Source organism: Streptomyces sp. I05A-00742, assembly GCF_013055795.1.
In the GTDB taxonomy this organism is placed as follows: Bacteria; Actinomycetota; Actinomycetes; order Streptomycetales; family Streptomycetaceae; genus Streptomyces.
Map to the genome: position 1 here is coordinate 106,028 of NZ_JABETO010000007.1, position 19,950 is coordinate 125,977.

A 19,950-nucleotide genomic window follows, 5' to 3' on the forward strand; every position below is an offset into this window, starting at 1 on the left:
GACCTGGTGTCTGATCCTGCTGACGGCGTGTCAGCCAGTGCTGAGAGGTTCCTGTGGGCCTTGGGGGCACGAGCCGGGGACGAGACCTCAGGGCCCGCTCCGGCGAGCCCTGTCCGCTGAGCGGGGCGGAGGTCTTCGGGAACTGGAAGTGCACGGGGCAACGCGACGTAGATCCGGCGTCCGCATACTGGACGCCTTGGGTTGAATTGATTCGCAGCGCGACAGCCCGAGGCGTGGCGGTCCGTCGCGCCCGTATCGTCTCCGAACCGGTCACTGATTACATCCGGTACGAGCACGCCGGCACCGTGGTCAACGTGCATGCCGGGGAGCGAGTTCGCCGGCTGTCCCGGCGCCAGGCGTCGGACATCGCCCTGCCCGGAAACGATTGTTGGGTGTTCGACGGTGAGACCGTTCTGTTCAACCATTTCTCCGGGGACGGCAACTGGTCCGAGCCAATGCTGGGAGGTTCGCTCCGAACCGGCAGTAGCGCGGTTGGCATCGGCTGCGTTCGAGGCCGTATGGGAGCGCGGCATCCCACACGAGGAGTACGCGGCCTGATCCGGCGGAGCACCGAAGAGTCAACTCATGTCAGTCGGTCGGGTAAATGAACGTGCCCCCATGGGATCGGCGGTGCGTTCTCCGGACTGTTCCGGAGGGCTCGGAGCAGCGCTCGGAACGGAATGTCGGCCCGAGCCGGAAGCGTATGAAGGAGACCCCCCGACACAAGTCGGGGGGTCTCCTTGCCGGCCGAAGTCATACCGGGCCGGTTATGTGCCGATCCCAGTACCGGCCAGCACCACGCTGTTCCCGGGGCCAGGGGGCGGCCGGTCTCAGACGTTGACGCCGAAGTCCTGCGCGATGCCGGCGAGGCCCGACGCGTAGCCCTGGCCGACGGCGCGGAACTTCCACTCGGCGCCGTTGCGGTAGAGCTCACCGAAGACCATGGCGGTCTCGGTGGCGGCGTCCTCGCTCAGGTCGTAGCGGGCGATCTCGGTGCCGCCGGCCTGGTTGAGGATGCGGATGTAGGCGTTGCGGACCTGGCCGAAGTTCTGCGAGCGCGTGGTGGCGTCGTAGATGGAGACCGGGAAGACGATCTTGTCGACGTCGGCCGGGAGGCCGGCGAGGTTGACGTTGATCTGCTCGTCGTCGCCATCGCCCTGGCCGGTGGTGTTGTCACCGGTGTGCACGATGGTCTGGTCCGGCGTCTGCTTGTTGTTGAAGAAGACGAAGTGGGCGTCCGAGTAGACCTTCCCGGTGGGGTTCACCGCAATCGCGCTCGCGTCGAGGTCGAAGTCCGTGCCCGTGGTGGTGCGGACGTCCCAGCCGAGGCCGACGGTGACGGCCGTCAGGCCCGGGGCCTCCTTGGTGAGGGAGACGTTGCCGCCCTTGGACAGGCTTACAGGCATGGGGGTGATCCCTTTCTCATCGACTCGCGGACCGCGTGCTGCCACGCGCTCCCGTCACCCGGGATAACGTCGACAGCGGGGGGTGAGGTTCCATCTCCCTTTACTTTCTTTACTGCTTTCTGATGCCGGGTCGGGGCGTCGCCGCCCGGGAGCGGGCGGAGTGGGGCAAAACGAGGTGACGGCGGCGTCTCCGGCGGGGGACGATGGAGCCATGTCCGGTCCCTACGTCATCCGTGGTGCCGTCCACCTGCCCGAGGCGGAACTGCTCTGGCGCTTCTCGCGCTCCTCCGGGCCGGGCGGGCAGCACGTCAACACCAGCGACAGCCAGGTCGAGCTGCGCTTCGACCTCGCCGCCACCGACGCGCTGCCGGCGGTGTGGAAGGAGCGCGCCCTCGACCGGCTCGCGGGGCGGCTGGTGGGCGGTGTGGTGACCGTACGGGCGTCGGAGCACCGGTCCCAGTGGCGCAACCGGGAGACGGCCGCGGTCCGGCTGGCGGCCCTGCTGGCCGAGGCCACCGCGCCGCCGCCGAAGCCGCGGAAGGCGACGCGGATACCGCGCGGCATCAATGAGCGGCGGCTGCGGGAGAAGAAGCAGCGCGCCGAGACGAAGCGGGGGCGCTCCGCGCGGGACTGGCACTGACCGCGGCCGGGTCCCGCAACTGGTTGGAATCGGTCAGGACAGGTGCCGGTAGCGGCCCCGGAAGTACGTCAGCGGTCCGCTCTCCATGCTCGGGGCGGAGGCCCGGAGCACCCGGCCGATGACGAGCGTGTGGTCGCCCGCCACGACCCGCTGCTCCGTCCGGCACTCCAGCGTCGCGAGCGCGCCGCGGATCAGCGGCGAGCCGGAAAGCTCCCCGCGCTCGTACGTCAGGTCCTCGAACAGCAGCCGGTCGCTGACGCGGCCCTTCATGGCGAACCGCCCGGCGACGTGCCGCTGGCTCTCGGAGAGCAGGGAGACCGCCCAGAGGGGCTGGCGGGCGAGCAGATCCTCCATCCGGGAGTCGTTGCGAACGCTCACCATCACGAGGGGTGGGTCGAGGGATACGGAGAGGAACGCCGTCGCGGTCATGCCGACGTCCTCGCCCCGGGGGCCGTCGTCGGGATCGTGCGCGGTCACCAGGACCACACCCGCGGCCAGGCGGGCGAGAGCGGCGCGGAACTCCTCGGCGGTCACACCGTCAGGATGCGGTATACGGGTCTCGGCGGGCGAAGTCGTCTGCAACACACGAAGCACGCTAGCCGCCCGTGACGATCTGTGGCATCGGGCTGCGGTACCAGGATCGTCCTGGTATTGGGGCCTAGGCCTTTCTGCCCCCGATCTGTCCCTGATCTGTTCTCGGGCCCCGGGAATCCCGGCAGGCCCTGCCTTATTTGCGTTTAAGAAACGTAGGACGACTGCGAACGGAAAGTAAGGGTCACCGTTACTCCCTGTGACATGAGTCACAGAAGGCCCTATTTGTTGACCCTGTGTACCGAGTTGTCAGCTCGCTGTGATTCAGTGGCCGTGTAATCGGACGACAAGAAAATCTGGAGAGTTGCTGTCGAGGTCTCGGGGGAGAGCGAGCTATGGAAACCGAGTCGGAGCCGTATGTGCGTCTGGCGACCCTGCGGCAGGTTCACCAGGCGGTCGCGGATCTGAACACCGCGCGCAGCCTCGCGGACACCTTGCAGACCGTCGCCGAGGGCGTGGTGAGCGGGCTCGGGTACGAGCTCGCGGCGGTCAACCTGGTCCGGCCGGACGGTGACCTGGTCGTTGCCGCCGTCGCCGGCAGCGCGAGCGCCGAGGCGTTCCTGTCCGGCAGAGTCGGCTCGCGGGTGTCGTGGGAGCGGCGGCTGAGCATGGGCGAGCGCTGGGGAGAGCTGCGCTTCATCCCGTACACCGAGGGCTGGGTCCTCGACGACGACGACGTCCCGCAGTGGCGCACCACCGGCCCCGCACCGCGCTTTCCCGATGAGTGGCACCCCATGGACCGCCTCCTCGCGCCCCTCTACTCGGCCGGCGCGGCCGGCGGCGAGCTGCTGGGCGTGATCTCCGTGGACAAGCCGCGCAACGGCCGCCGTCCCGGCGCCTGGGGCCGGGAGGCCCTCCAGATGTATGCCTTCCAGTCGGCGATTGCGATCAACAACGCCCGGCTGCGGGCCAACATGCAGCGCGCCCTCGTCCGGCTCGAACGGGAGCAGCAGGCCCTCCGCGCCAGCGAGGAGAGCTTCCGGCAGGCGTTCGAGTACGCGCCCAGCGGCATGGCCATAGCCGAGCTGGGCGGCGACCAGCACGGCCGGCTGCACCGGGCCAACGACGCCCTCTGCCGGCTCCTCGGCCGCTCGGCGTCCCAGATGCGCCGCTACTCGTTCTCCGACCTCGTCCACCCCGAGGACATCGGCACCCTGCTCCGCACCTCCGCCGAGGGCGGCCGGGCCGAGCTGCGGCTGCGCCGCCGGGACGACACGTTCGTCTGGGTCTCGCTGCGCAACTCCGTCGTCGCCGACGCCGCCGACGGGCCGATCTACCTGCTCACCCACGTCGAGGACATCGAGGACCGCAAGCGGCACGAGCTCCAGCTCGCCCACCGCGCCAGCCACGACTCCCTCACCGGCCTCCCCAACAGCGCCGAGCTGCGCGCCCGGCTCAGCAGCCGGCTCTGTTCCCGGCCGCCCGGCAGCGAACCCCACGCCGCGGCCGCCCACGGCCCCTTCGGCCGGCTCGACGGCTTCGACGAGGTCGTGGGGGTCGGAGACCCCTTCGGCGGCCCGTTCGGCGAGCCGCTCGGGGTGCCGGGCGGCGACGGCGCGTACGGGCACGACCACCACGCCCCCGACCCGCTGGGCGACGACTACCCCTCCGGCGGCCACCCCACGGGCGACTACCCGACGGGCGCCGGCGGCTACGACCACCGCGACCACGTCCACACGGTCCCGCTCGACGAGGGCAGCGACGACGGCAGCAAGGGCCTGGCCGTCCTCTTCTGCGACCTCGACGGCTTCAAGTCGATCAACGACCGGTTCGGGCACCACACCGGCGACGCGGTCCTGATCGAGGTCGCCCGGCGGCTGAGCAACGGCGTCCGCGACGGCGACACCGTGGCCCGGCTGGGCGGCGACGAGTTCGTCGTCCTCGCGGACGGACTGGGCCGCGCCGACGCGGAGGACCTGGCGGTCCGGCTGCGCAACGCGATCATCCCGCCGATCCGGGTCGACGGCCGGGCGGTACGGGTCGGGGCGAGTTTCGGCATCGGCTGGGCGGGCTGCGGGATGTCCGCCGACGAGGTGCTGCGCTCCGCCGACCAGCGCATGTACGTCGAGAAGCGGTCCCGCGCCAGGACCGGCCGGCGGGCGGGCTGACCGGCCGGTAGCCCCCCGCGCCAGGGCGTGGCCCGTCCCGCACGGGGTAGGCTGCGCCGATGCGGCACCGCCGCCGGACCGTGGTGGCCGAACCGGCCTCGACAGCCGCGGACCCGGTGCAGAACGTGGGTGCCCGGACGGCACATCACGTGGGGAGTGACTGGGGATGACGGCCGGTAACAACGGCAACGGCAAGCCGGAGGAAGAGGACCCCTTCGGCTACCTCTACCGCTCGGAGGGCGGCGACCAGGGCGCCGACGCGTCTGCGTCCGCGCCACAGCCCGGCGTCCCCCGCACGTCGTACAACCAGGTCCGGCCGGTCGGCTCCCGCCAGTACACCCCCCAGCCGGGCGGCACCTACGGCGCCGGCGCCCCCGCCCCCCAGCAGCCGCCCGCCCCGCACTACGCCGCCCCCGAAACCCTCCCCGGCGGCGCCCCGCGCCAGCCGGGCCCGCCCCCGGGCGGCCACGGGGGCCACGGCGGCGACGCGGGCCGGCCCAAGCGGCGTGGCCTGCTCATAGCCGCGATATCCGTCGTGGTGGTGGTCGCGGGCGGGATCGCCGCGGCGGTCATCACCAACATGGGTGACGGCGATGAGAAGAACAGCACGAACGTGAACGCGGACAAGTCGCCGTCGCCGAACACCGAGGACAAGAAGAAGGACCAGAAGAAGGGCGGCGAGGACAAGCCGTCCGGCAAGCCGGTCAAGGACCTGAAGCGGGACGCGGCGTCGCTGCGTCTGGGCGGCGGCGCGACCACGTCGACGGACGTGAAGAATGCGCCGACCGAGGGCGGCCTGTACGTCGCCATGAAGCAGGGGTCTTCGATCGAGTGGGGCAATGTGGACGTCAAGGACGGCGGCCAGTACACGGTGTGGGTCGACTACGGAGCGCAGAGCGGGGAAGCGGGACTTTCGCTCTGGGTCAACGGGCAGAAGTTGGACACCACCGTGAACCTGAAGAAGTGGCCCGGTGACGGCTGGTCGTACACCTACAACTACGTTCAGCTCAAAGCTGGCAAGAACGACGTCAAGCTGTCGTGCGACTCCCAGTGCAACGTCAACGTTGCCCGGCTCAAGGTGCTTTCGGGCTGGTACAAGTCCAAGTCGTAGCCTCGCCCTCCCCGATGGCCGCGGCCGGGCCGTCGGGGCGCTCCACCTTCATGGATCAGACGTCCTTGAGCAGGCGGTTGATGAAGTCGCGGGAGGCCGCTATGTCGAGCGCTTGCTCGCGCAGGTGGTTGAACGCCGCGTCGTAGCGGACGGTGTGGGTGTCCTCCTCCAGGTAGAAGGACGTGGTGAGCGGTTCGATCGCCACCAGCGGCTGGCCCTCGTCGAAGTGGAAGACGGTGTAGGCCCCGTTGAGGCCGGTGTGCGCGCCGGCGGTGAACGGAAGGACGCGGACCTCGACATTCGGCATCTCCGACGCGTCCAGCAGGCGCTTGAGCTGCCCTTCGAGTACCCCGGGTGCTCCTGCTCGGCGCCTCAGGCATGCCTCGTCGAGTACGCAGCGCATCATGAGCGGCGGCATGGGCACGTCGTCGAGCTGACGGCTCTCCAGGGCCTGTTGGCGCTTCATGCGTAGTTCGGCGAAGGTCCTGGCCTGGCGGGTGGTGCTCCATGAGCGGCTGCTCTCGATGACCGCGCAGGCGTAGTCCATGGTCTGGAGCAGGTCCGGAACGGCCAGTGCCGCATAGGTGTCGGCTTGGCTCGCGAGCTCTTCGAGCTCGATGAGGTCGGCGAGCGAGTCGTGGATGACATCACCGTATTGAGTGAACAAGCCCCTTCGGCGGCCGGTCTCCGCGAGTTTCGCCAGCTTTCGGATCTCCGTGATCCGTACTTCGTCCTCGACGCCGTACGCGGTGAGGCACTTGTCGAGGTCGGCGCGCTGCTTGCCGTATTCGGCCTTGCTCAGGCTCGGTGAGGAGGTGCCGAGCAGCTTGGCGGCCTCCGCCAGGCTCATGCCTGCCCGGATGCGCATGGTCCGCAGCTCTGCCCCGAGTCGTCGGCGCATCAGGGTGGGCACGGCGTCCGACAAATGATCACCTACCTCATTCTCGGACGTCGACTCTACGACAAGCGTCAGTACGAGTACGCCAGTTAACTCGTTTGGGCATATATCGGGGGGAAAGTTTCGCCCCAATCCCGGGGATGCCTCAGGCTGGGCACATGGACGGATTTCAAGCCATCCGGGGAGGCCGTCGGCAGTGACATACAGAGCAGGCAGCTACGTGGTGGACGTACGCGACGGCCGCCTGGCGCAGGTCGCGGAGGCCGCCGACGGCCTCGTCCGCGTGCGGAGCCTGAAGGGGGGCGCCCCCTGGAACGCACCGCCCGACGCCCTGCGTCTGGCGACCCGCGAGGAGCGGCAGGCGGCCGGCCTGCGCCCGTACCAGACCGGCTGCGACGAGTGCGCCGCGCTCGAAGCGGCCAGGAGGACCGCCGCCGAGGGCGGGGACGTCTTACGGTCGCGGAACGCCACCGCCGCCGCGTACACGCACTGGATCGTGACGCACTCCGCGTCCGCCATGAAGAGGGGGAACTGATGCGAACCGTAGGGCGCTTGATCCAGCACTGTGGGCACCGCTCCGGCTGGGAGCAGGGTGGCGGCGAGCGGCGCTGCCGTGACTGTGGTGCGCGCCGCTTCACGGACTACGCGGCGTTGCTGACTCCGGAGCGTCCGGTGGAGGTCGCTCCGCCGACCCGCGACCGGACGTGGTCGGACCGCTCGGCCGCCGCGCTGATTGCCGTCGGACTCCACAACCTCAGTCGTTGGGGTACCAGTGCCACCACCTGGCGGCTGGCAGTCTGACCAGCATCGCGGCATGCGGGTACGGTCGGAGAGATCAAGGTCACACTGGCCGACCAGGGTGCCGTACGATCGCCGTGCTGCGGTATCGCTGCGGCAGAAAGGAGCGCACAGCATGAGTGCACAACCCGCCGAGCGTCCGTGTGGTCCCCCGGAGCGTCTGCGCACTAGCGCGGAGATTCGACGTGCTCTTCCGGAAGGTATGCGCAGCGAGTTCGACAAGGCCATCAGTAGCGCGACCTTGACCGAGCGGGCACACGTCCTGGCCCTCTGGTCCGGAATCGCGATTGAGGCCGCCGATCCCTCCGGCGACGAGCAGGTCCGTCGGTTTCAGGAAGGGCGGCTGGAAGCGCACGCGCTGGAGTGGTACCAGGAGCGAGAAGGGCGCAGTTGGTGAGCTACGCGTACCGCGTCGCCTATACCCCCGAGGCGCGTGCCGACCTGATCAAGCTGGGTGAACAGCTTGCGAAGACCGTCAGTGCCGCCATTTCCGCCGAGATCGCACCTGCCCCCTATGGGGGCTTGTCGGTTCCACGGCCCATGGGCGGAGGTGAATGGGACCGAACGGCTCTGGTTGCCATGTCGGCCGTTCGTTACGTCGTTTCGGATGGAGAGGGCGTCGACCCCCCGACCATCACCATCGTGCGGGTTATCAACCGGGGGGCTTCGTAACAACCTTCAGTCCGGCCTGCCAACCTCGGCCGCAGGGTGTGGCCCGGCCAGCGCATCCAAGAACCGCTCCACCGTCGCCGCCATCGCCTCCCGCGCCGGGGCGAGGTAGCGGCGCGGGTCGACCGTCGACGGATGCGCTTCCAGGAAGGCGCGCACGGCGCCGGTGAAGGCGGTGTTGAGGGCCGTGCCGACGTTCACCTTCCTGATGCCCGCCGTCACCGCGCGGCGGAGTTCGGGGTCGGGGACTCCCGACGAACCGTGCAACACCAGCGGGACGGGGACGGCGTCGCGGAGGGCGGCGATCAGGGTGTGGTCGAGGGTCGCCGTGCGGGCCGTCATCGCGTGGGAGCTGCCGACCGCCACCGCCAGGGCGTCGACGCCTGTGTCGGCGACGAACGCGGCCGCCTCCGCCGGGTCGGTGCGTACCCCGGGCGTGTGCGCGTCCCCCGGTTTGCCGCCGACGCGGCCCAGTTCTGCCTCCAGCCACAGCCCGCGGGTGTGGGCCCAACGGGCGGCGTCCGCCGTGGCCTTGACGTTCTCGGCGTAGGGCAGCTTCGAGGCGTCGTACATGACCGACGAGAAGTCGTGGGCGCTCGCGGCGTGGAGGAGGTCGATGGACTCGACGTGGTCGAGGTGGAGGGCGAGCGGGGCGGAGGAGGAGCGGGCGACGGCTGCGGTGGCTGTGGCGAGTGGGGTGAGGTTGCCGCCGTGGAATTTGACGGCGTTCTCGGAGATCTGGAGGACGGCGGGGGAGCCGGCCGCCTCGGCGCCGGTGGCGATGGCCTCGGCGTGTTCGACGGTGATGACGTTGAAGGCGGCGATGGTCGCGCCGGGGGTCAGGAGGTCGGCGGTACGGGCCAGGGGCATGGGGATCGACTCCCTTGCTGGAGGGCGGCGCTCAGACTGCCACTACTTTCACCAGCGGCAGCGCCGCCTCGTACGCCTCCGCGTCGAACTCCCCGGCCACGGGCGCCCGGACGGTCGCCGCGGACACGGCGATCGCGCGGGCCAGCCGTTCCGGCCAGGGCAGGCCCTCCAGCCAGGCGGAGAGGAGGCCGGCGACGGCGGAGTCGCCGGCGCCGGTGGGGTTGCCGCGCAGGCGGGCGGGCGGGGTGGCGCGCCAGGTGCCGTCGGGGGTGATGGCGAGCATGCCGTCGGTGCCGAGGGAGGCGGCGACGGCGTGGGCGCCGCGGCGGCGGGCGTCGAGGGCGGCGCGTACGGGGTCGGTGGAGCCGGTGAGGGCGGCGAGTTCGGCGGCGTTCGGTTTGACGACGTCGGGGCGGGCGGCGATGCCGCGGCGCAGGGGTTCCCCGGCGGTGTCGAGCAGGACGGGGATGTGCCGGGTCCGTGCCTGGCGGATCAGCTGCGCGTAGGCGCCGACCGGGACGCCCGGTGGCAGGCTGCCGCAGAGGGCCACCGCCCGTGCGTCGTCGAGGAGTTGGGCGTAGTGGGCGGTGAAGGCGGCCCACTCGGCCGAGGTGACCGGCGGGCCGGCCTCGTTGAGCTGGGTGGTGTCGCCGGTGGCGGCGTCCACGATGCCGACGGTGCGGCGGGTGGTCCCGGCGATGGGGACCAGCGCGTCGGTCAGCCGTCCCGGTGTGTCCGCGGCGGCCGCGGCCAGCAGGGCGCGCAGGGTCTCGCCGGTCGCGCCGCCCGCGAAGCCGGTGACGGTGGTGTCGTGGCCGAGCCGGGCCAGTACGCGGGAGACGTTGAGGCCCTTGCCGCCCGGGCGTTCGACGGCCTCGGCGACCCGGTGGGAGGTGTGGGGGCGGAGCCGTGGGACGCGGTAGGTCAGATCGAGCGCGGCGTTGAGCGTGACCGTGAGGATCATCGGCGCCTCTCTCGGACCGGGGACGCTTGGACGGGATCGCGGGAGCGATCATGCCAAAACAGCGGCGGCAGGCCCAGACCCCGGACCCGCCGCCGCTCGTCGTCCCCGCCCAAAGGCGGGAGGAATCACCGCACTTCGGGCCGGACCAGCCAGGTGCCCTTGCGCATCACGCCGACCAGTTCGTAGGCACTGTCGAGCACGACGAGGTCCGCGTCCTTGCCCGGTTCCAGCGAGCCGACGCGGTCGGCCATGCCCAGCAGCCGGGCCGGGTTCTCCGACAGGGCCCGGACGGCGTGCTCGACCGGCAGGCCGTCGACCGTCACCGCGCGGCGGAAGGCCGTGTCCAGCGTCAGCGTCGAGCCGGCGATCGAACCGGCCGTCGGGCCGTCCGCGATGCGCGCGACGGCGTCCTTGACCTCGACCCGCATCGGGCCCAGCGCGTACATGCCGTCGCTCATGCCCGCCGCGCTCATCGCGTCGGTGACGAAGGCGACCCGGCCGGCGCCCGCGCGGGCGAACGCCAGCTCCAGGACGGCCGGGTGGAGGTGCGTCCCGTCGTTGATCAGCTCGACGGTGACCCGCTGGTCCTCCAGCAGCGCCGCGATCGGGCCCGGGGAGCGGTGCTGGAGCGCGGGCATCGCGTTGAACAGGTGGGTGGCGACGGTCGCGCCCGCGTCGACGGCGTCGAGCGTCGCCTCGTAGGAGGAGTCCGTGTGGCCGACGGCCGCGACGATGCCCAGGTCCACGAGCATGCGGATGGATTCGAGGCCGCCGGGCAGCTCGGGGGCGAGGGTCATCATCCGGGCCGTGCCGTGCGCCGCGTCGACGAGCTTGCGCACGTCCGCGGGGTCCGGGTCGCGCAGCAGCTCCGGCTGGTGCGCGCCGCAGCGGTGCGGGGAGATGAACGGGCCCTCGAAGTGGACGCCCGCCAAGTCGCCCTGCTGGGTCAGCTCGGCGAGGACGGCCGCCTGCCGGGCGAGGTCGTCCAGGTCGCCGGTGACGGTGGAGGCGACCATCGTCGTGGTGCCGTGCGCGCGGTGCGCGCGGACCGCGGTGAGGGCCTCCTCCGGGTCGCCGGAGGAGAAGGAGGCGCCGCCGCCGCCGTGGACGTGCATGTCGACGAAGCCGGGGACGATCCAGTGGCCGGTCAGGTCCCAGGCCGGCGTCTCCTCGGGCACGTCCGCGACGACGCGGGTGCCCTCCACGGTGACGCGGCCGTGCTCCACCACCCCGGCCGGCAGCACGACACGGGCGCCGTCGAGAACCGTTCGTTCGACCATCAGGCGGATACCTCCGTGGATTCCGTGGATTCCGTGGCGAGCAGGTCCCAGGCGAGCAGACCCGCGCCCAGGCAGCCGGCGGTGGCCCCGAGGGCCGCCGGGACGACGATGGGGAGTTTCTGGAACGTGACGCGGTCCGCGAGCGCGGCGCGCAGCGGCCCGAACAGCGTTTCACCCGCTTCGGCGAGGCCGCCGCCGATGATCAGCGTACGGGGGTCGAGCAGCGTCAGGCCGATGACGAGGCCGTCCGCGAGCGCGTCGACCGCGTCCTGCCAGACGCGTCGCGCGCGGGGGTCGCCCGACTCCACCGCCCGGGCGCAGGCGGCGGCGTCCGCGGCCGGGTCGCCGCTCGCCGCCGCCCATGCGCGGCCCACGGCAGCGGCGGACGCCAGCGTCTCCAGGCAGCCGCGGCCGCCGCAGCCGCACGCGGGGGCGTCGGGGCCGCGGCGTACGGCGATGTGGCCGATCTCCCCGGCCGAGCCGTTCGCGCCCTCCTCGATGCGGCCGTCGATGCCGATCGCTCCTGCGATGCCGGTGCCGAGGGGTACGAACAGGAAACGGTCCGCTCCGCGGCCGGCGCCGATCCGGCCCTCCGCGAGGCCGCCCGTGCGGACGTCGTGGCCCAGGGTGACCGGGATGCCGCCGAGGCGGCGGCTCAGCAGGTCCCTCAGCGGGAGGTCGCGCCAGCCGAGGTTGGCGGCGTAGACCGCGGTCCCTGTGCGGGCGTCGACGATCCCGGGGACGGCCGCGCCGACGGCCGACGGGGGTTCGCCGAACTCCTTCTCGCCGAGTTCGCGGAGCTCCGCGGCGAGGGTGAGGATGCCGTCGACCACGGCTTCCGGGCCTCGGTCGCGGCCGGTGGGGCGGAGGGTCTCGTGGTGGAGTGTGGCGTCCGGGCCCATGAGGGCGGCTTTTATCCCGGTGCCGCCCACGTCGAGGGCGATGACATGTTTCACCCGGACAGTTTCGCGTGTGGGGGTGGGAAAGGTCTAGTCCACTGTGCGGTGGGGGGTGCCCCGGGCCCGCCCTTTCACCGTTTCTGCAGGGAGGTCCCCGCGCCCCCGGGTGAGCGCGCCTGCGGCGCGCGTCCTCAAACGCCGGACGGGCTGAATAGCCCGTCCGGCGTTTGAGGACAACCGCGCGGAGCGCGGTTTGGGGGGTGCGGGGGCTTGCCCCCGCAAGAAACGGTGAAAGGGCGGGTCCGGGGCACCCCCACCCCCACCCGCCCGCCGCGTCAGGCGCCGAGCACCACACTCCGCGTCAGCCCCCGCGGCCGATCCGGATCGCACCCCCGCCCCTCCGCCACCGCCACAGCCACCCGCTGCGCCCGCACCAGCTCCGCCAGCGGATCCCGCCCGGCATGGACGAACATCCCCCCGGCCCGGACGACCGCCGCCTCCAGCCCGTCGGGCACGGGGCCGAAGGCCCAGGTCACCCGGCCGGGGGCGGCGATGGCGACGGGGCCGTGGCGATACTCCATGGCGGGGTAGGCCTCGGTCCAGGCGCCGGCTGCCTCGCGCATCTTGAGGGCGGCTTCCTGGGCCGTCCCGTAGGCCCAGCCGCGGCCGAGGAAGGTCCACTGCCCGGCTTCGAGGAGGGCGGCGGGCAGCGGCTCGGCGAGGGCGGCTTCGGCCTCGTCGGCGGCGCGCAGGACGGCGGTGGAGCCGTCCGGGAGGGCGGCCCGGAGGAGGGCGAGGGCGGTGGTGGCGAAGCGGGTCTGGACGACGGACTGCTCGTCGGCCCAGTCCAGGACGGCGACGGCGTCGGCGGCCTCGCGCACGGGGGTGCGGGGGTCGGCGGTGAGGGCCAGCAGCGGGGTGCGGCCGCGGAGGGTGCCGAGAAGGTCGAGGACCTCCGTCGTGGTCCCGGAGCGGGTGATCGCCACGACCCGGTCGTAGCGGCGGCCCGCGGGGAACTCCGACGCGGGGAAGGCGTCCGTCTCGCCCTGCCCGGCCGCCTCGCGGAGGGCCGCGTAGCCCTGGGCCATGAACCAGGAGGTGCCGCAGCCGGTGACGGCGACGCGCTCCCCGGGCTCCGGCAGCCCGGCGGTGCCGGGGACGGCGTCGACGGCCCGGCGCCAGGAGACGGGCTGGGTGGCCAGTTCGGCGGCGGTACGGGAACCGGAAGCGGTGGGTGATGCGGCCATGACCTGGGCTCCTTGCGTTCTGCGTGAGCGATCCGTCCGTGTCCCACCGTGGATAGCAGCCCGTCGCCCGGAGGGGGAAGGGCAAGGCCGGAGCGAGTCCGTGTTCGAAGAGCCCTTAAAGTGGCGCGGAAGGAACGTGCGGAGGCGGCGGTTCCCGCGGCCTTCACCGGGCGGGTCATCCGCGCCACGGCAGGGTCACGAGCACGGTCACACGGACACAACCACAAGGGCGGAAAGCAAGTGCAGCGGCGGCGGTTCTTGGGTCTCTCGGCGGCGGGTGCCGCGACGGCGGCGATGGCGCCCGCACTCTCGGCGTGCGGGAACGGCGGGCCCGGGGGCGGTAAGACGCTGAGGCTGGTCGCAGCGGAGTACGGCGACGGCAAGCCGGAGAACAGCTCGAAGAAGTACTGGGAATCGGTGGCCCGGACCTTCATGGGCGACCACAAGGGCGTCAAGGTCGAGGTCGAGGTCTACAACTGGACCGAGGTCGACAAGAAGGTCGCCGACATGGTCGCCGAGGGCAAGGCGCCGGACATCGCGCAGATCGGCGCGTACGCCGACTTCGCCGCGGCCGGCAAGCTCTACAGCGCCGACCAGCTGCTCTCCATACCCACCCAGGCCGACTTCATCTCGTCGATCGCCCGCGCGGGCGAGGTGCGCCGGATGCAGTACGGCCTGCCGTTCGTCTCCTCCACGCGGCTGCTCTTCTACAACAAGACGCTGTTCGACAAGGCCGGGATCGCCAAGGCCCCCGAGAGCTGGGCCGAGCTGCAGGCCGCCGCGGCCAAGCTCAAGGCGGCCGGGGTGAAGATCCCGTTCGGGCTGCCGCTGGGCCCGGAGGAGGCGCCCGCCGAGACCATGCTGTGGATGCTGGGCGGCGGCGGCAGCTACACGGACAAGAACGGCAGCTACACCATCCGCTCGCAGCCCAACATCAAGACGTTCACCTGGCTGCGGGACGAACTCGTCGGCAAGGGGCTCACCGGCCCCGGCAACCCCGCCCGCACCAACCGCCAGGAGCTCTTCAACGCCTTCTCGAAGGGCCAGGTCGGCATGCTCCACGGCCACCCGAGCCTGATGGAGCAGGCCGAGGCCGGCCAGGTGAAGTACGGGAGGGCGCCGCTGCCCGGCGCCAACGGCAAGGCCCAGTCGACGATGGGCGTCGCCGACTGGATCATGGCGTTCAAGCAGGGCGGCAACCGCAAGGAGGCCGGCCTCTTCCTCGACTTCCTCTACGGCACCCAGACCGTGCTGGACTTCACCGGCAAGTACGACCTGCTGCCGGTCACCTCGTCCGCCTCGGCGCAGATGTACAGGGACGACTCCCCGCGGCGGAAGAAGCTGCGGCCCTTCCTGGAACCGCTGAAGAACGCCGAGTTCTACCCCGCGGACAAGACGTCCTGGGCCAAGGTCAGCAAGACGATCAAGGAGAAGATCGGCGCGACCGTGCAGAAGGGCGCGGACGTGGAGGGCATCCTCGACGAGATCCAGCGCGAGGCGGACTCCACGGACGGCGTCGCGCGCTAGGCAGGGCTCCGGAGGGACGGACGGACGGACTTCCCGGCCGTCCCGCCCGCCTCCGGCCGTCCCCTACGCTGGACCGCATGGAAGAAAGCGAGCGGCCGCTCTCCGAGCGCGACCGGGCCGTGCTCGCCCTGGAGCGGCGGTCGTGGCCCGGGCCCGGGGCCAAGGAACGGGTCGTGCGCGAGCGGCTCGGTATCACGCCCACCCGCTACTACCAGCTGCTCAACGCGCTGCTGGACGATCCGCGGGCGCTCGCCCACGACCCCGTCACCGTCAACCGGCTGCGCCGGCTCCGCGACGCCCGCCGGGCCCGCCGCTGAGCCCGGCCCTGCCGGTCTCCGACGGTGAAATCGCGAAGGCCCGTCGAAATCGCGAAGGCCCGTCTTGGCGGCCCGCGCCTGGGTAGGGTCGTTGTCATGGGCAGCCACCCCCTTCCGGAACCCTTGACGTCCGCCGGGCGCGAGGGCCTCGCCGCGCTCCTCGCCCGGCCCGAACGCGCGATCGTCGCCCTGGACTTCGACGGCACGCTCGCGGAGATCGTCCCCGACCCCGAGCGCGCCCGAGCGCACCCGGAGGCCGTCCCCGCCCTCGCCCGGCTCGCGCCGCGGCTGGGCTCCGTGGCGGTGATCACCGGCCGCCCGGCGGGGGTCGCCGTCCGCTACGGCGGCTTCGCCGGGGTGCCGGGCCTGGACCGGCTGGCCGTCCTCGGCCACTACGGCGCCGAACGCTGGGACGCGGCCACCGGCACCGTCCGGTCGCCCGCGCCGCACCCCGGCATCGCCGCCGTCCAGGCCGAACTGCCCGGTGTGCTCGACGCGTCGGGGGCCTGGCGCGGCACCTGGGTGGAGACCGCGCCCATCGAGAACAAGGGCGGCCGGGCCATCGCCGTCCACACCCGCCGCGCCCCCGACCCCCAGGCCGCCTTCCGGGCGCTGGAGAAGCCGCTGGCCGAACTCGCCGCACGGCACGGGCTGATCGTCGAACCGGGCCGGCTGGTGCTGGAGCTGCGCCCGCCGGGCATGGACAAGGGCGTCGCCCTCGCCGACCACGTCCGCGCGACCGGCGCCGAGTGCGTCCTCTACGCCGGGGACGACCTCGGCGACCTGGCCGCCTTCGACGCCGTGGAGCGGCTGCGCGCCGACGGGCTGACCGGCCTCCTGGTGTGCAGCGGCAGCAACGAGGTCACCGAACTCGCCGCCCGCGCGGACCTCGTCGTGGACGGCCCGAGGGGCGTCGTGGAGCTGCTGGGGGCGCTGGCGGACGGGCTGGAGTCGCGCTGAGGGCCGGCCTCGCCCTCAGTCGCCGTCCGCGTCGGCCGTCTCCCGCCGCCCCTTCCCGTCGTCCTTGACGCCGACCGCCGCCAGCGCGGTCGTCCAGTCCCGCGCGATGGCCTGCTGCGCCTTCCGCAGATCGGCCTTGCCCGCGCAGATGGCGTGCTTCAGCTTCGTCTCGACGGAGTCCTTGGGGTTGTTCGGCCCGGCGCCCTCCTTGTGGCCCGGGGAGGGCGGCTCGACCCACAGGTTGCGCGGGTCGTTGGGGTCGCCGCCGAGCTGGAGGCTGATGAGGTGGTCGTACTCGGCGTCGCGCAGGGACTTCTTGTAGCCGTAGGAGGCGGCGTTGGCCGTCTTCTCCCGGCCGGTGATGTTCGTGGGCGGCCGGATGTCCTTGGTGTAGCCGCTGCGGCAGATCGTCGTCTTCAGCGTGGCCGGGGTGACCTTCGGATTGGTCGCGCCCGGTGTGCACTTGGGGTCGGGCAGCGGCTCCTTGGCCGCGGTCCAGCGGTAGGTGCAGGTGCCCGGGGCGGGCTGCTTCTGCACGGTGTACGAGGACTGGGGGCCCGGCCCGTCCGGTATCGTCCCGTCGCCGGCACCGGCGGACGGGCTGCCGCCGGAGGCGCCGGGTGCCGAGGGCGACGCCGTGCTCCCGGCCGCGCCTCCCTTGGACTCGGACTTCTTGTCGTCGGATTCCGACGAACAGCCGGACGTGGTCACGGCGAGGACGGCGACGGCGGCCGTGGCCGCCGCCAGGGCGAACCCGCGCGATGCGATCGACATGCCCCGATGATTACCCGCCCGCCCCACCCGTCAGCGGGGCGGGCGAAGCACACCGGCGCGAACGGGACGCCGTCACGCGCCCCGTTCGGCCGTCGGCCCCAACGCCCGCAGAGCCTCCAGCTGTTCGACGAACCACCGCGCCGGCGGCAGCGCCGTCGCCGCCGCGGCCAGCCGCTCCGTGCGTTCCGCGCGCCGGTCCGGCTCCATCAGCAGCGCCTCGTGCAGGGCGCGGGCCGTGGCCTCGATGTCGTACGGGTTGACGAGGATCGCGTCCGCGCCCAGTTCGGCCGCGGCCCCCGCCTCCCGGGAGAGCACCAGGGCGCAGCCGTCGTCGGAGACGACCGGCACCTCCTTGGCGACCAGGTTCATCCCGTCGCGGATGGGGTTGACCAGGGCGACGTCCGCCATCCGGTAGGCGGCCAGGGAGCGCGCGAAGTCGTCCTTGACGTGCAGGGCGACCGGCTGCCAGTCCGCCGTCCCGAACTCCTCGTTGATGCCGTCCGCGACGCGTTCCACCTCCGCCGTGTAGTCGCGGTACACGGCGAGGTCCTGCCGGGAGGGGTAGGCGAACGCGATGTGCACGACGCGGCCGTGCCACTGCGGGTGGTCCAGCAGGAGCCGCCGGTAGGCGTAGAGGCCGCGCACGATGTTCTTCGAGAGCTCGGTGCGGTCCACGCGGACGATCGTTTTGCGGCCCGGTCCGATCTGCTTCCGCAGGGCGGCCATCCGCTCCTCGACGTCCGGCCGGTGGGCGCGCTCGCGGAGGAAGGCGGCGTCCGCGCCCAGCCCGTGGACGCCGAGGAGGGTCGTGCGCCCCTCGAAGCGCACGGCCGTCGCGGTCCCGTCCGTCCGTTCGACCTCCGCGCCGAGCACGTCCGCGCAGCAGGCGGCGAACGCGTCGGCCCAGCGGCGGGTGAGGAACGCCGCGCGGTCGCCGCCCAGGATGCCGCGCAGCACCTGCGCCGCCACGTCGTCCGGCAGCATCCGGTAGTAGTCCGGCGGGGCCCAGGGCGTGTGCGAGAAGTGGCCGATGCGCAGGTCGGGGCGGCGCTCGCGGAGCAGCCCGGGGACCAGCGTCAGGTGGTAGTCCTGGACGAGCACGGCGGCGCCCTCGGCGGCCTCCTCCGCGAGGGCGTCCGCGAACGCGGCGTTGTACGCCTCGTAGGCGGCCCACTGCTCGCGGAATTCGGCGTCGAAGGCGGGCTCCAGTGGGGTCTGGTAGAGCAGGTGGTGGACGAACCACAGCACGGAGTTGGCGACGCCGTTGTACGCGGCGGCGAACGTCTCGGCCGGGATGTCCAGCATCCGCACCCGGTGGCCGCCCGTGTCGGCGGGGTCGAGTCTGCGGCCCGCGCGGCGGGCCGCGAGCCGGTCGCCCTCGCCGAGCGCGGCGCAGACCCACACCGCCCCGGCGTCCGCGCCGATGGCGCTGAGCCCGGAGACCAGCCCGCCTCCGCCCCGGCCCGCGGTCAGGGTGCCGTCCTCGGCGATCCGGTACGCGACCGGGCCGCGGTTGGAGGCCACGACGATCGGGGCGGAGTGCACGTGCTCAGCGACCATGACGCGAGCCTTGCCACCCCGCCAACCGCTCAAACGTACGCTTACGCCGCGCGGCGCCGCGCGTACTCGGGGATCCCGGCCATCGGCGGGCGCTCCTCGGTGTCCACGGGGTAGGTCCGCGGAACGAAGCCGTCCGCCGTACGTTCGAACTGGGTCAGCGCCGGGCGCACCAGCGGCTCGCGGCCCAGCCGCAGCTGTGCGGTGCGGTAGATCGCGGCGGCCATCCGGCCCAGCGCCCGCCCGTCCTGGTGCCGGTGCCTGCGGACCCCCACGTCCACCTGGGCCAGCGCGTCCAGGCCCACCGTGTGCAGCGCGTCGACCAGCAGCCCGAGCTCCACGCCGTAGCCGACGGGGAACGGCAGCCGCTCCAGCAGCGAGCGGCGGGCCGCGTACTCGCCGCCCAGCGGCTGTACGAATCCGGCCAGCCGCGGCCAGTGCAGATTGAGCAGCGGGCGGGCCACCAGCTCGGTGACCCGGCCGCCCTGGCCCGCCGCCCCGCCGAGCGGGCGGTCGTACATGGCCTTGACGAAGTCCACGTCCGGCTCGGTCAGCAGCGGGCCGACGATCCCGGAGACGAACGTGGACGAGAAGTCGCGCAGATCGGCGTCGACGAAGCAGACGACGTCGCCGGAGGTCACCAGCAGGGAGCGCCACAGCACCTCGCCCTTGCCGGGGACGGCCGGCAGGCCGGGCAGCACGTCGTCGCGGTGCTCGACGCGGGCCCCGGCGGCCCGGGCGGCGCCGGCCGTGCCGTCCGTCGAGCCGGAGTCCAGCACCACCAGCTCGTCCACCAGGGGGACGCCTGTGGGGGGTGCCGTCATCAGGTCGCGACGGATCGCGGTCACGATGTCCCCGACCGTGGCCTCCTCGTTCAGCGCGGGCAGGACCACGCTGACGGTGGTGCCCGTCTCGCGCTTCGCGGCGAGCAGCCGGTCGAGCGGGCGGTCTGCGGCGGTCCAGGACCGCCGGGCCAGCCAGCGCTCCACCTCTTCCAGCACGTGTACGACTCCTCGGTGTGGTTGTCCGGTGCGGTTGTCCGGCGTGGTTGTGACGCATCTCGCGGTACGGACGGCCCTCTCAGGGCGCCGCGCCTTCCGTTACAGTCTTGAACAACGCGGACCGCGCCCGTATGTCGGGGTCCTGCGTGCCACAAACGCCTGGGCGACGCCCAGCGCCATACCGCTCATCCAGAGGGGCAGAGGGACACGGCCCGTTGAAGCCCCGGCAACCCTCCAGCCGGTCTCCTTGTGAGGCTCCCGGCGGGGAAGGTGCCAATTCCGTCTCGTGGCGAGGTGCGCCACGGGGAAGATGAGGAGAAAGGGCCTCGCCTC

The 19,950-nt window shown here is 72.4% G+C and carries 21 protein-coding genes, 1 pseudogene and 1 riboswitch; of the genes and pseudogenes, 11 read left to right on the forward strand and 11 right to left on the reverse strand.

Features of this window, described 5'->3' with window-relative positions; all coding sequences use genetic code 11:
* Positions 1–125 precede the first annotated feature (125 nt).
* Positions 126–558, forward strand: a pseudogene (locus tag HN013_RS32845) (DUF6879 family protein); the annotation flags it as partial.
* 272 nt (positions 559–830) lie between these two features.
* On the opposite strand, the gene HN013_RS09510 reads toward HN013_RS32845, so the two are convergent.
* Positions 831–1,406 carry a TerD family protein gene (locus tag HN013_RS09510; RefSeq protein ID WP_171165094.1) on the reverse strand — a complete coding sequence of 192 codons (576 nt, stop codon included), beginning with the start codon at positions 1,404–1,406 and terminating at the stop codon, positions 831–833.
* 211 nt (positions 1,407–1,617) lie between these two features.
* On the opposite strand from HN013_RS09510, the gene arfB reads away from it, so the two are divergent.
* Positions 1,618–2,046, forward strand: a complete 429-nt coding sequence (arfB, locus tag HN013_RS09515) for an alternative ribosome rescue aminoacyl-tRNA hydrolase ArfB (RefSeq protein ID WP_171165096.1) — start codon at positions 1,618–1,620, stop codon at positions 2,044–2,046.
* Between the two features lie 33 nt (positions 2,047–2,079).
* Here arfB and HN013_RS09520 read toward each other — a convergent pair whose 3' ends face one another.
* Positions 2,080–2,631 carry a flavin reductase family protein gene (locus HN013_RS09520; RefSeq protein WP_398978998.1) on the reverse strand — a complete coding sequence of 184 codons (552 nt, stop codon included), beginning with the start codon at positions 2,629–2,631 and terminating at the stop codon, positions 2,080–2,082.
* Positions 2,632–2,972: 341 nt separating this feature from the next.
* Here HN013_RS09520 and cdgB point away from each other — a divergent pair, with 341 nt between their 5' ends.
* The gene (gene cdgB / locus HN013_RS09525; RefSeq protein WP_171165101.1) at positions 2,973–4,745 is read left to right on the forward strand and encodes a diguanylate cyclase CdgB; all 1,773 of its coding nucleotides are present in this window, start codon (positions 2,973–2,975) and stop codon (positions 4,743–4,745) included.
* A gap of 166 nt (positions 4,746–4,911) precedes the next feature.
* Complete coding sequence (locus HN013_RS09530; protein ID WP_171165103.1) at positions 4,912–5,856, forward strand: carbohydrate-binding protein; 945 nt, start codon at positions 4,912–4,914, stop codon at positions 5,854–5,856.
* A 55-nt stretch (positions 5,857–5,911) separates the two neighbouring features.
* On the opposite strand, the gene HN013_RS09535 is transcribed toward HN013_RS09530, so the two are convergent.
* Positions 5,912–6,781: a helix-turn-helix transcriptional regulator gene (locus HN013_RS09535; RefSeq protein WP_171165105.1), complete on the reverse strand. Its 870-nt coding sequence runs from the start codon at positions 6,779–6,781 to the stop codon at positions 5,912–5,914.
* Positions 6,782–6,950: 169 nt separating this feature from the next.
* On the opposite strand from HN013_RS09535, the gene HN013_RS09540 reads away from it, so the two are divergent.
* From HN013_RS09540 to HN013_RS09555, 4 genes are all read left to right on the forward strand, one after another.
* Positions 6,951–7,289 carry a hypothetical protein gene (locus tag HN013_RS09540; RefSeq protein WP_171164925.1) on the forward strand — a complete coding sequence of 113 codons (339 nt, stop codon included), beginning with the start codon at positions 6,951–6,953 and terminating at the stop codon, positions 7,287–7,289.
* Between the two features lie 17 nt (positions 7,290–7,306).
* Entirely contained in the window at positions 7,307–7,555 is a 249-nt protein-coding gene (locus HN013_RS09545) for a DUF6255 family natural product biosynthesis protein (protein WP_171165107.1), read from the forward strand.
* Between the two features lie 199 nt (positions 7,556–7,754).
* Positions 7,755–7,949, forward strand: a complete 195-nt coding sequence (locus HN013_RS09550; RefSeq protein ID WP_171165109.1) for a hypothetical protein — start codon at positions 7,755–7,757, stop codon at positions 7,947–7,949.
* Entirely contained in the window at positions 7,946–8,224 is a 279-nt protein-coding gene (locus tag HN013_RS09555) for a hypothetical protein (protein WP_171165110.1), read from the forward strand. The genes HN013_RS09550 and HN013_RS09555 overlap by 4 nt, the downstream gene beginning before the upstream one ends.
* A gap of 6 nt (positions 8,225–8,230) precedes the next feature.
* Here the strand turns inward: HN013_RS09555 and HN013_RS09560 are convergent, their stop codons facing one another.
* From HN013_RS09560 to HN013_RS09580, 5 genes are all read right to left on the reverse strand, one after another.
* On the reverse strand, positions 8,231–9,091 hold the full coding sequence (locus tag HN013_RS09560) for a class II fructose-bisphosphate aldolase (protein ID WP_171165112.1): 861 nt from the start codon (positions 9,089–9,091) through the stop codon (positions 8,231–8,233).
* 31 nt (positions 9,092–9,122) lie between these two features.
* Complete coding sequence (locus HN013_RS09565; protein WP_171165113.1) at positions 9,123–10,055, reverse strand: 1-phosphofructokinase family hexose kinase; 933 nt, start codon at positions 10,053–10,055, stop codon at positions 9,123–9,125.
* Between the two features lie 125 nt (positions 10,056–10,180).
* The gene (gene nagA, locus HN013_RS09570) at positions 10,181–11,335 is read right to left on the reverse strand and encodes an N-acetylglucosamine-6-phosphate deacetylase (RefSeq protein ID WP_171165115.1); all 1,155 of its coding nucleotides are present in this window, start codon (positions 11,333–11,335) and stop codon (positions 10,181–10,183) included.
* Positions 11,335–12,291: an ROK family protein gene (locus tag HN013_RS09575; RefSeq protein ID WP_171165118.1), complete on the reverse strand. Its 957-nt coding sequence runs from the start codon at positions 12,289–12,291 to the stop codon at positions 11,335–11,337. The genes nagA and HN013_RS09575 overlap by 1 nt, the downstream gene beginning before the upstream one ends.
* Positions 12,292–12,569: 278 nt before the next feature.
* Positions 12,570–13,481, reverse strand: a complete 912-nt coding sequence (locus tag HN013_RS09580; protein ID WP_171165120.1) for an SIS domain-containing protein — start codon at positions 13,479–13,481, stop codon at positions 12,570–12,572.
* Between the two features lie 294 nt (positions 13,482–13,775).
* On the opposite strand from HN013_RS09580, the gene HN013_RS09585 reads away from it, so the two are divergent.
* The 3 genes from HN013_RS09585 to otsB all read left to right on the forward strand — a co-directional run bounded on the left by HN013_RS09585 (position 13,776) and on the right by otsB (position 16,285).
* Positions 13,776–15,008, forward strand: coding sequence for an extracellular solute-binding protein (locus HN013_RS09585; protein WP_171165122.1), 1,233 nt, complete (start codon positions 13,776–13,778; stop codon positions 15,006–15,008).
* Positions 15,009–15,085: 77 nt separating this feature from the next.
* Positions 15,086–15,325, forward strand: coding sequence for a DUF3263 domain-containing protein (locus tag HN013_RS09590; RefSeq protein ID WP_171165124.1), 240 nt, complete (start codon positions 15,086–15,088; stop codon positions 15,323–15,325).
* A gap of 96 nt (positions 15,326–15,421) precedes the next feature.
* A complete protein-coding gene (gene otsB, locus HN013_RS09595; protein ID WP_171165132.1) occupies positions 15,422–16,285 on the forward strand; it encodes a trehalose-phosphatase in 864 nt (287 codons plus the stop codon).
* 15 nt (positions 16,286–16,300) lie between these two features.
* Here otsB and HN013_RS09600 read toward each other — a convergent pair whose 3' ends face one another.
* The 3 genes from HN013_RS09600 to HN013_RS09610 all read right to left on the reverse strand — a co-directional run bounded on the left by HN013_RS09600 (position 16,301) and on the right by HN013_RS09610 (position 19,617).
* Positions 16,301–17,059, reverse strand: a complete 759-nt coding sequence (locus HN013_RS09600) for a hypothetical protein (RefSeq protein ID WP_171165134.1) — start codon at positions 17,057–17,059, stop codon at positions 16,301–16,303.
* Between the two features lie 72 nt (positions 17,060–17,131).
* Positions 17,132–18,619 (reverse strand): trehalose-6-phosphate synthase, encoded by a 1,488-nt coding sequence (locus tag HN013_RS09605; protein ID WP_171165142.1) that lies wholly within the window; start codon positions 18,617–18,619, stop codon positions 17,132–17,134.
* A gap of 41 nt (positions 18,620–18,660) precedes the next feature.
* Complete coding sequence (locus tag HN013_RS09610) at positions 18,661–19,617, reverse strand: glucosyl-3-phosphoglycerate synthase (protein ID WP_171165144.1); 957 nt, start codon at positions 19,615–19,617, stop codon at positions 18,661–18,663.
* Between the two features lie 182 nt (positions 19,618–19,799).
* Positions 19,800–19,934: riboswitch (SAM riboswitch) on the forward strand.
* The last annotated feature ends 16 nt before the right edge of the window (positions 19,935–19,950 follow it).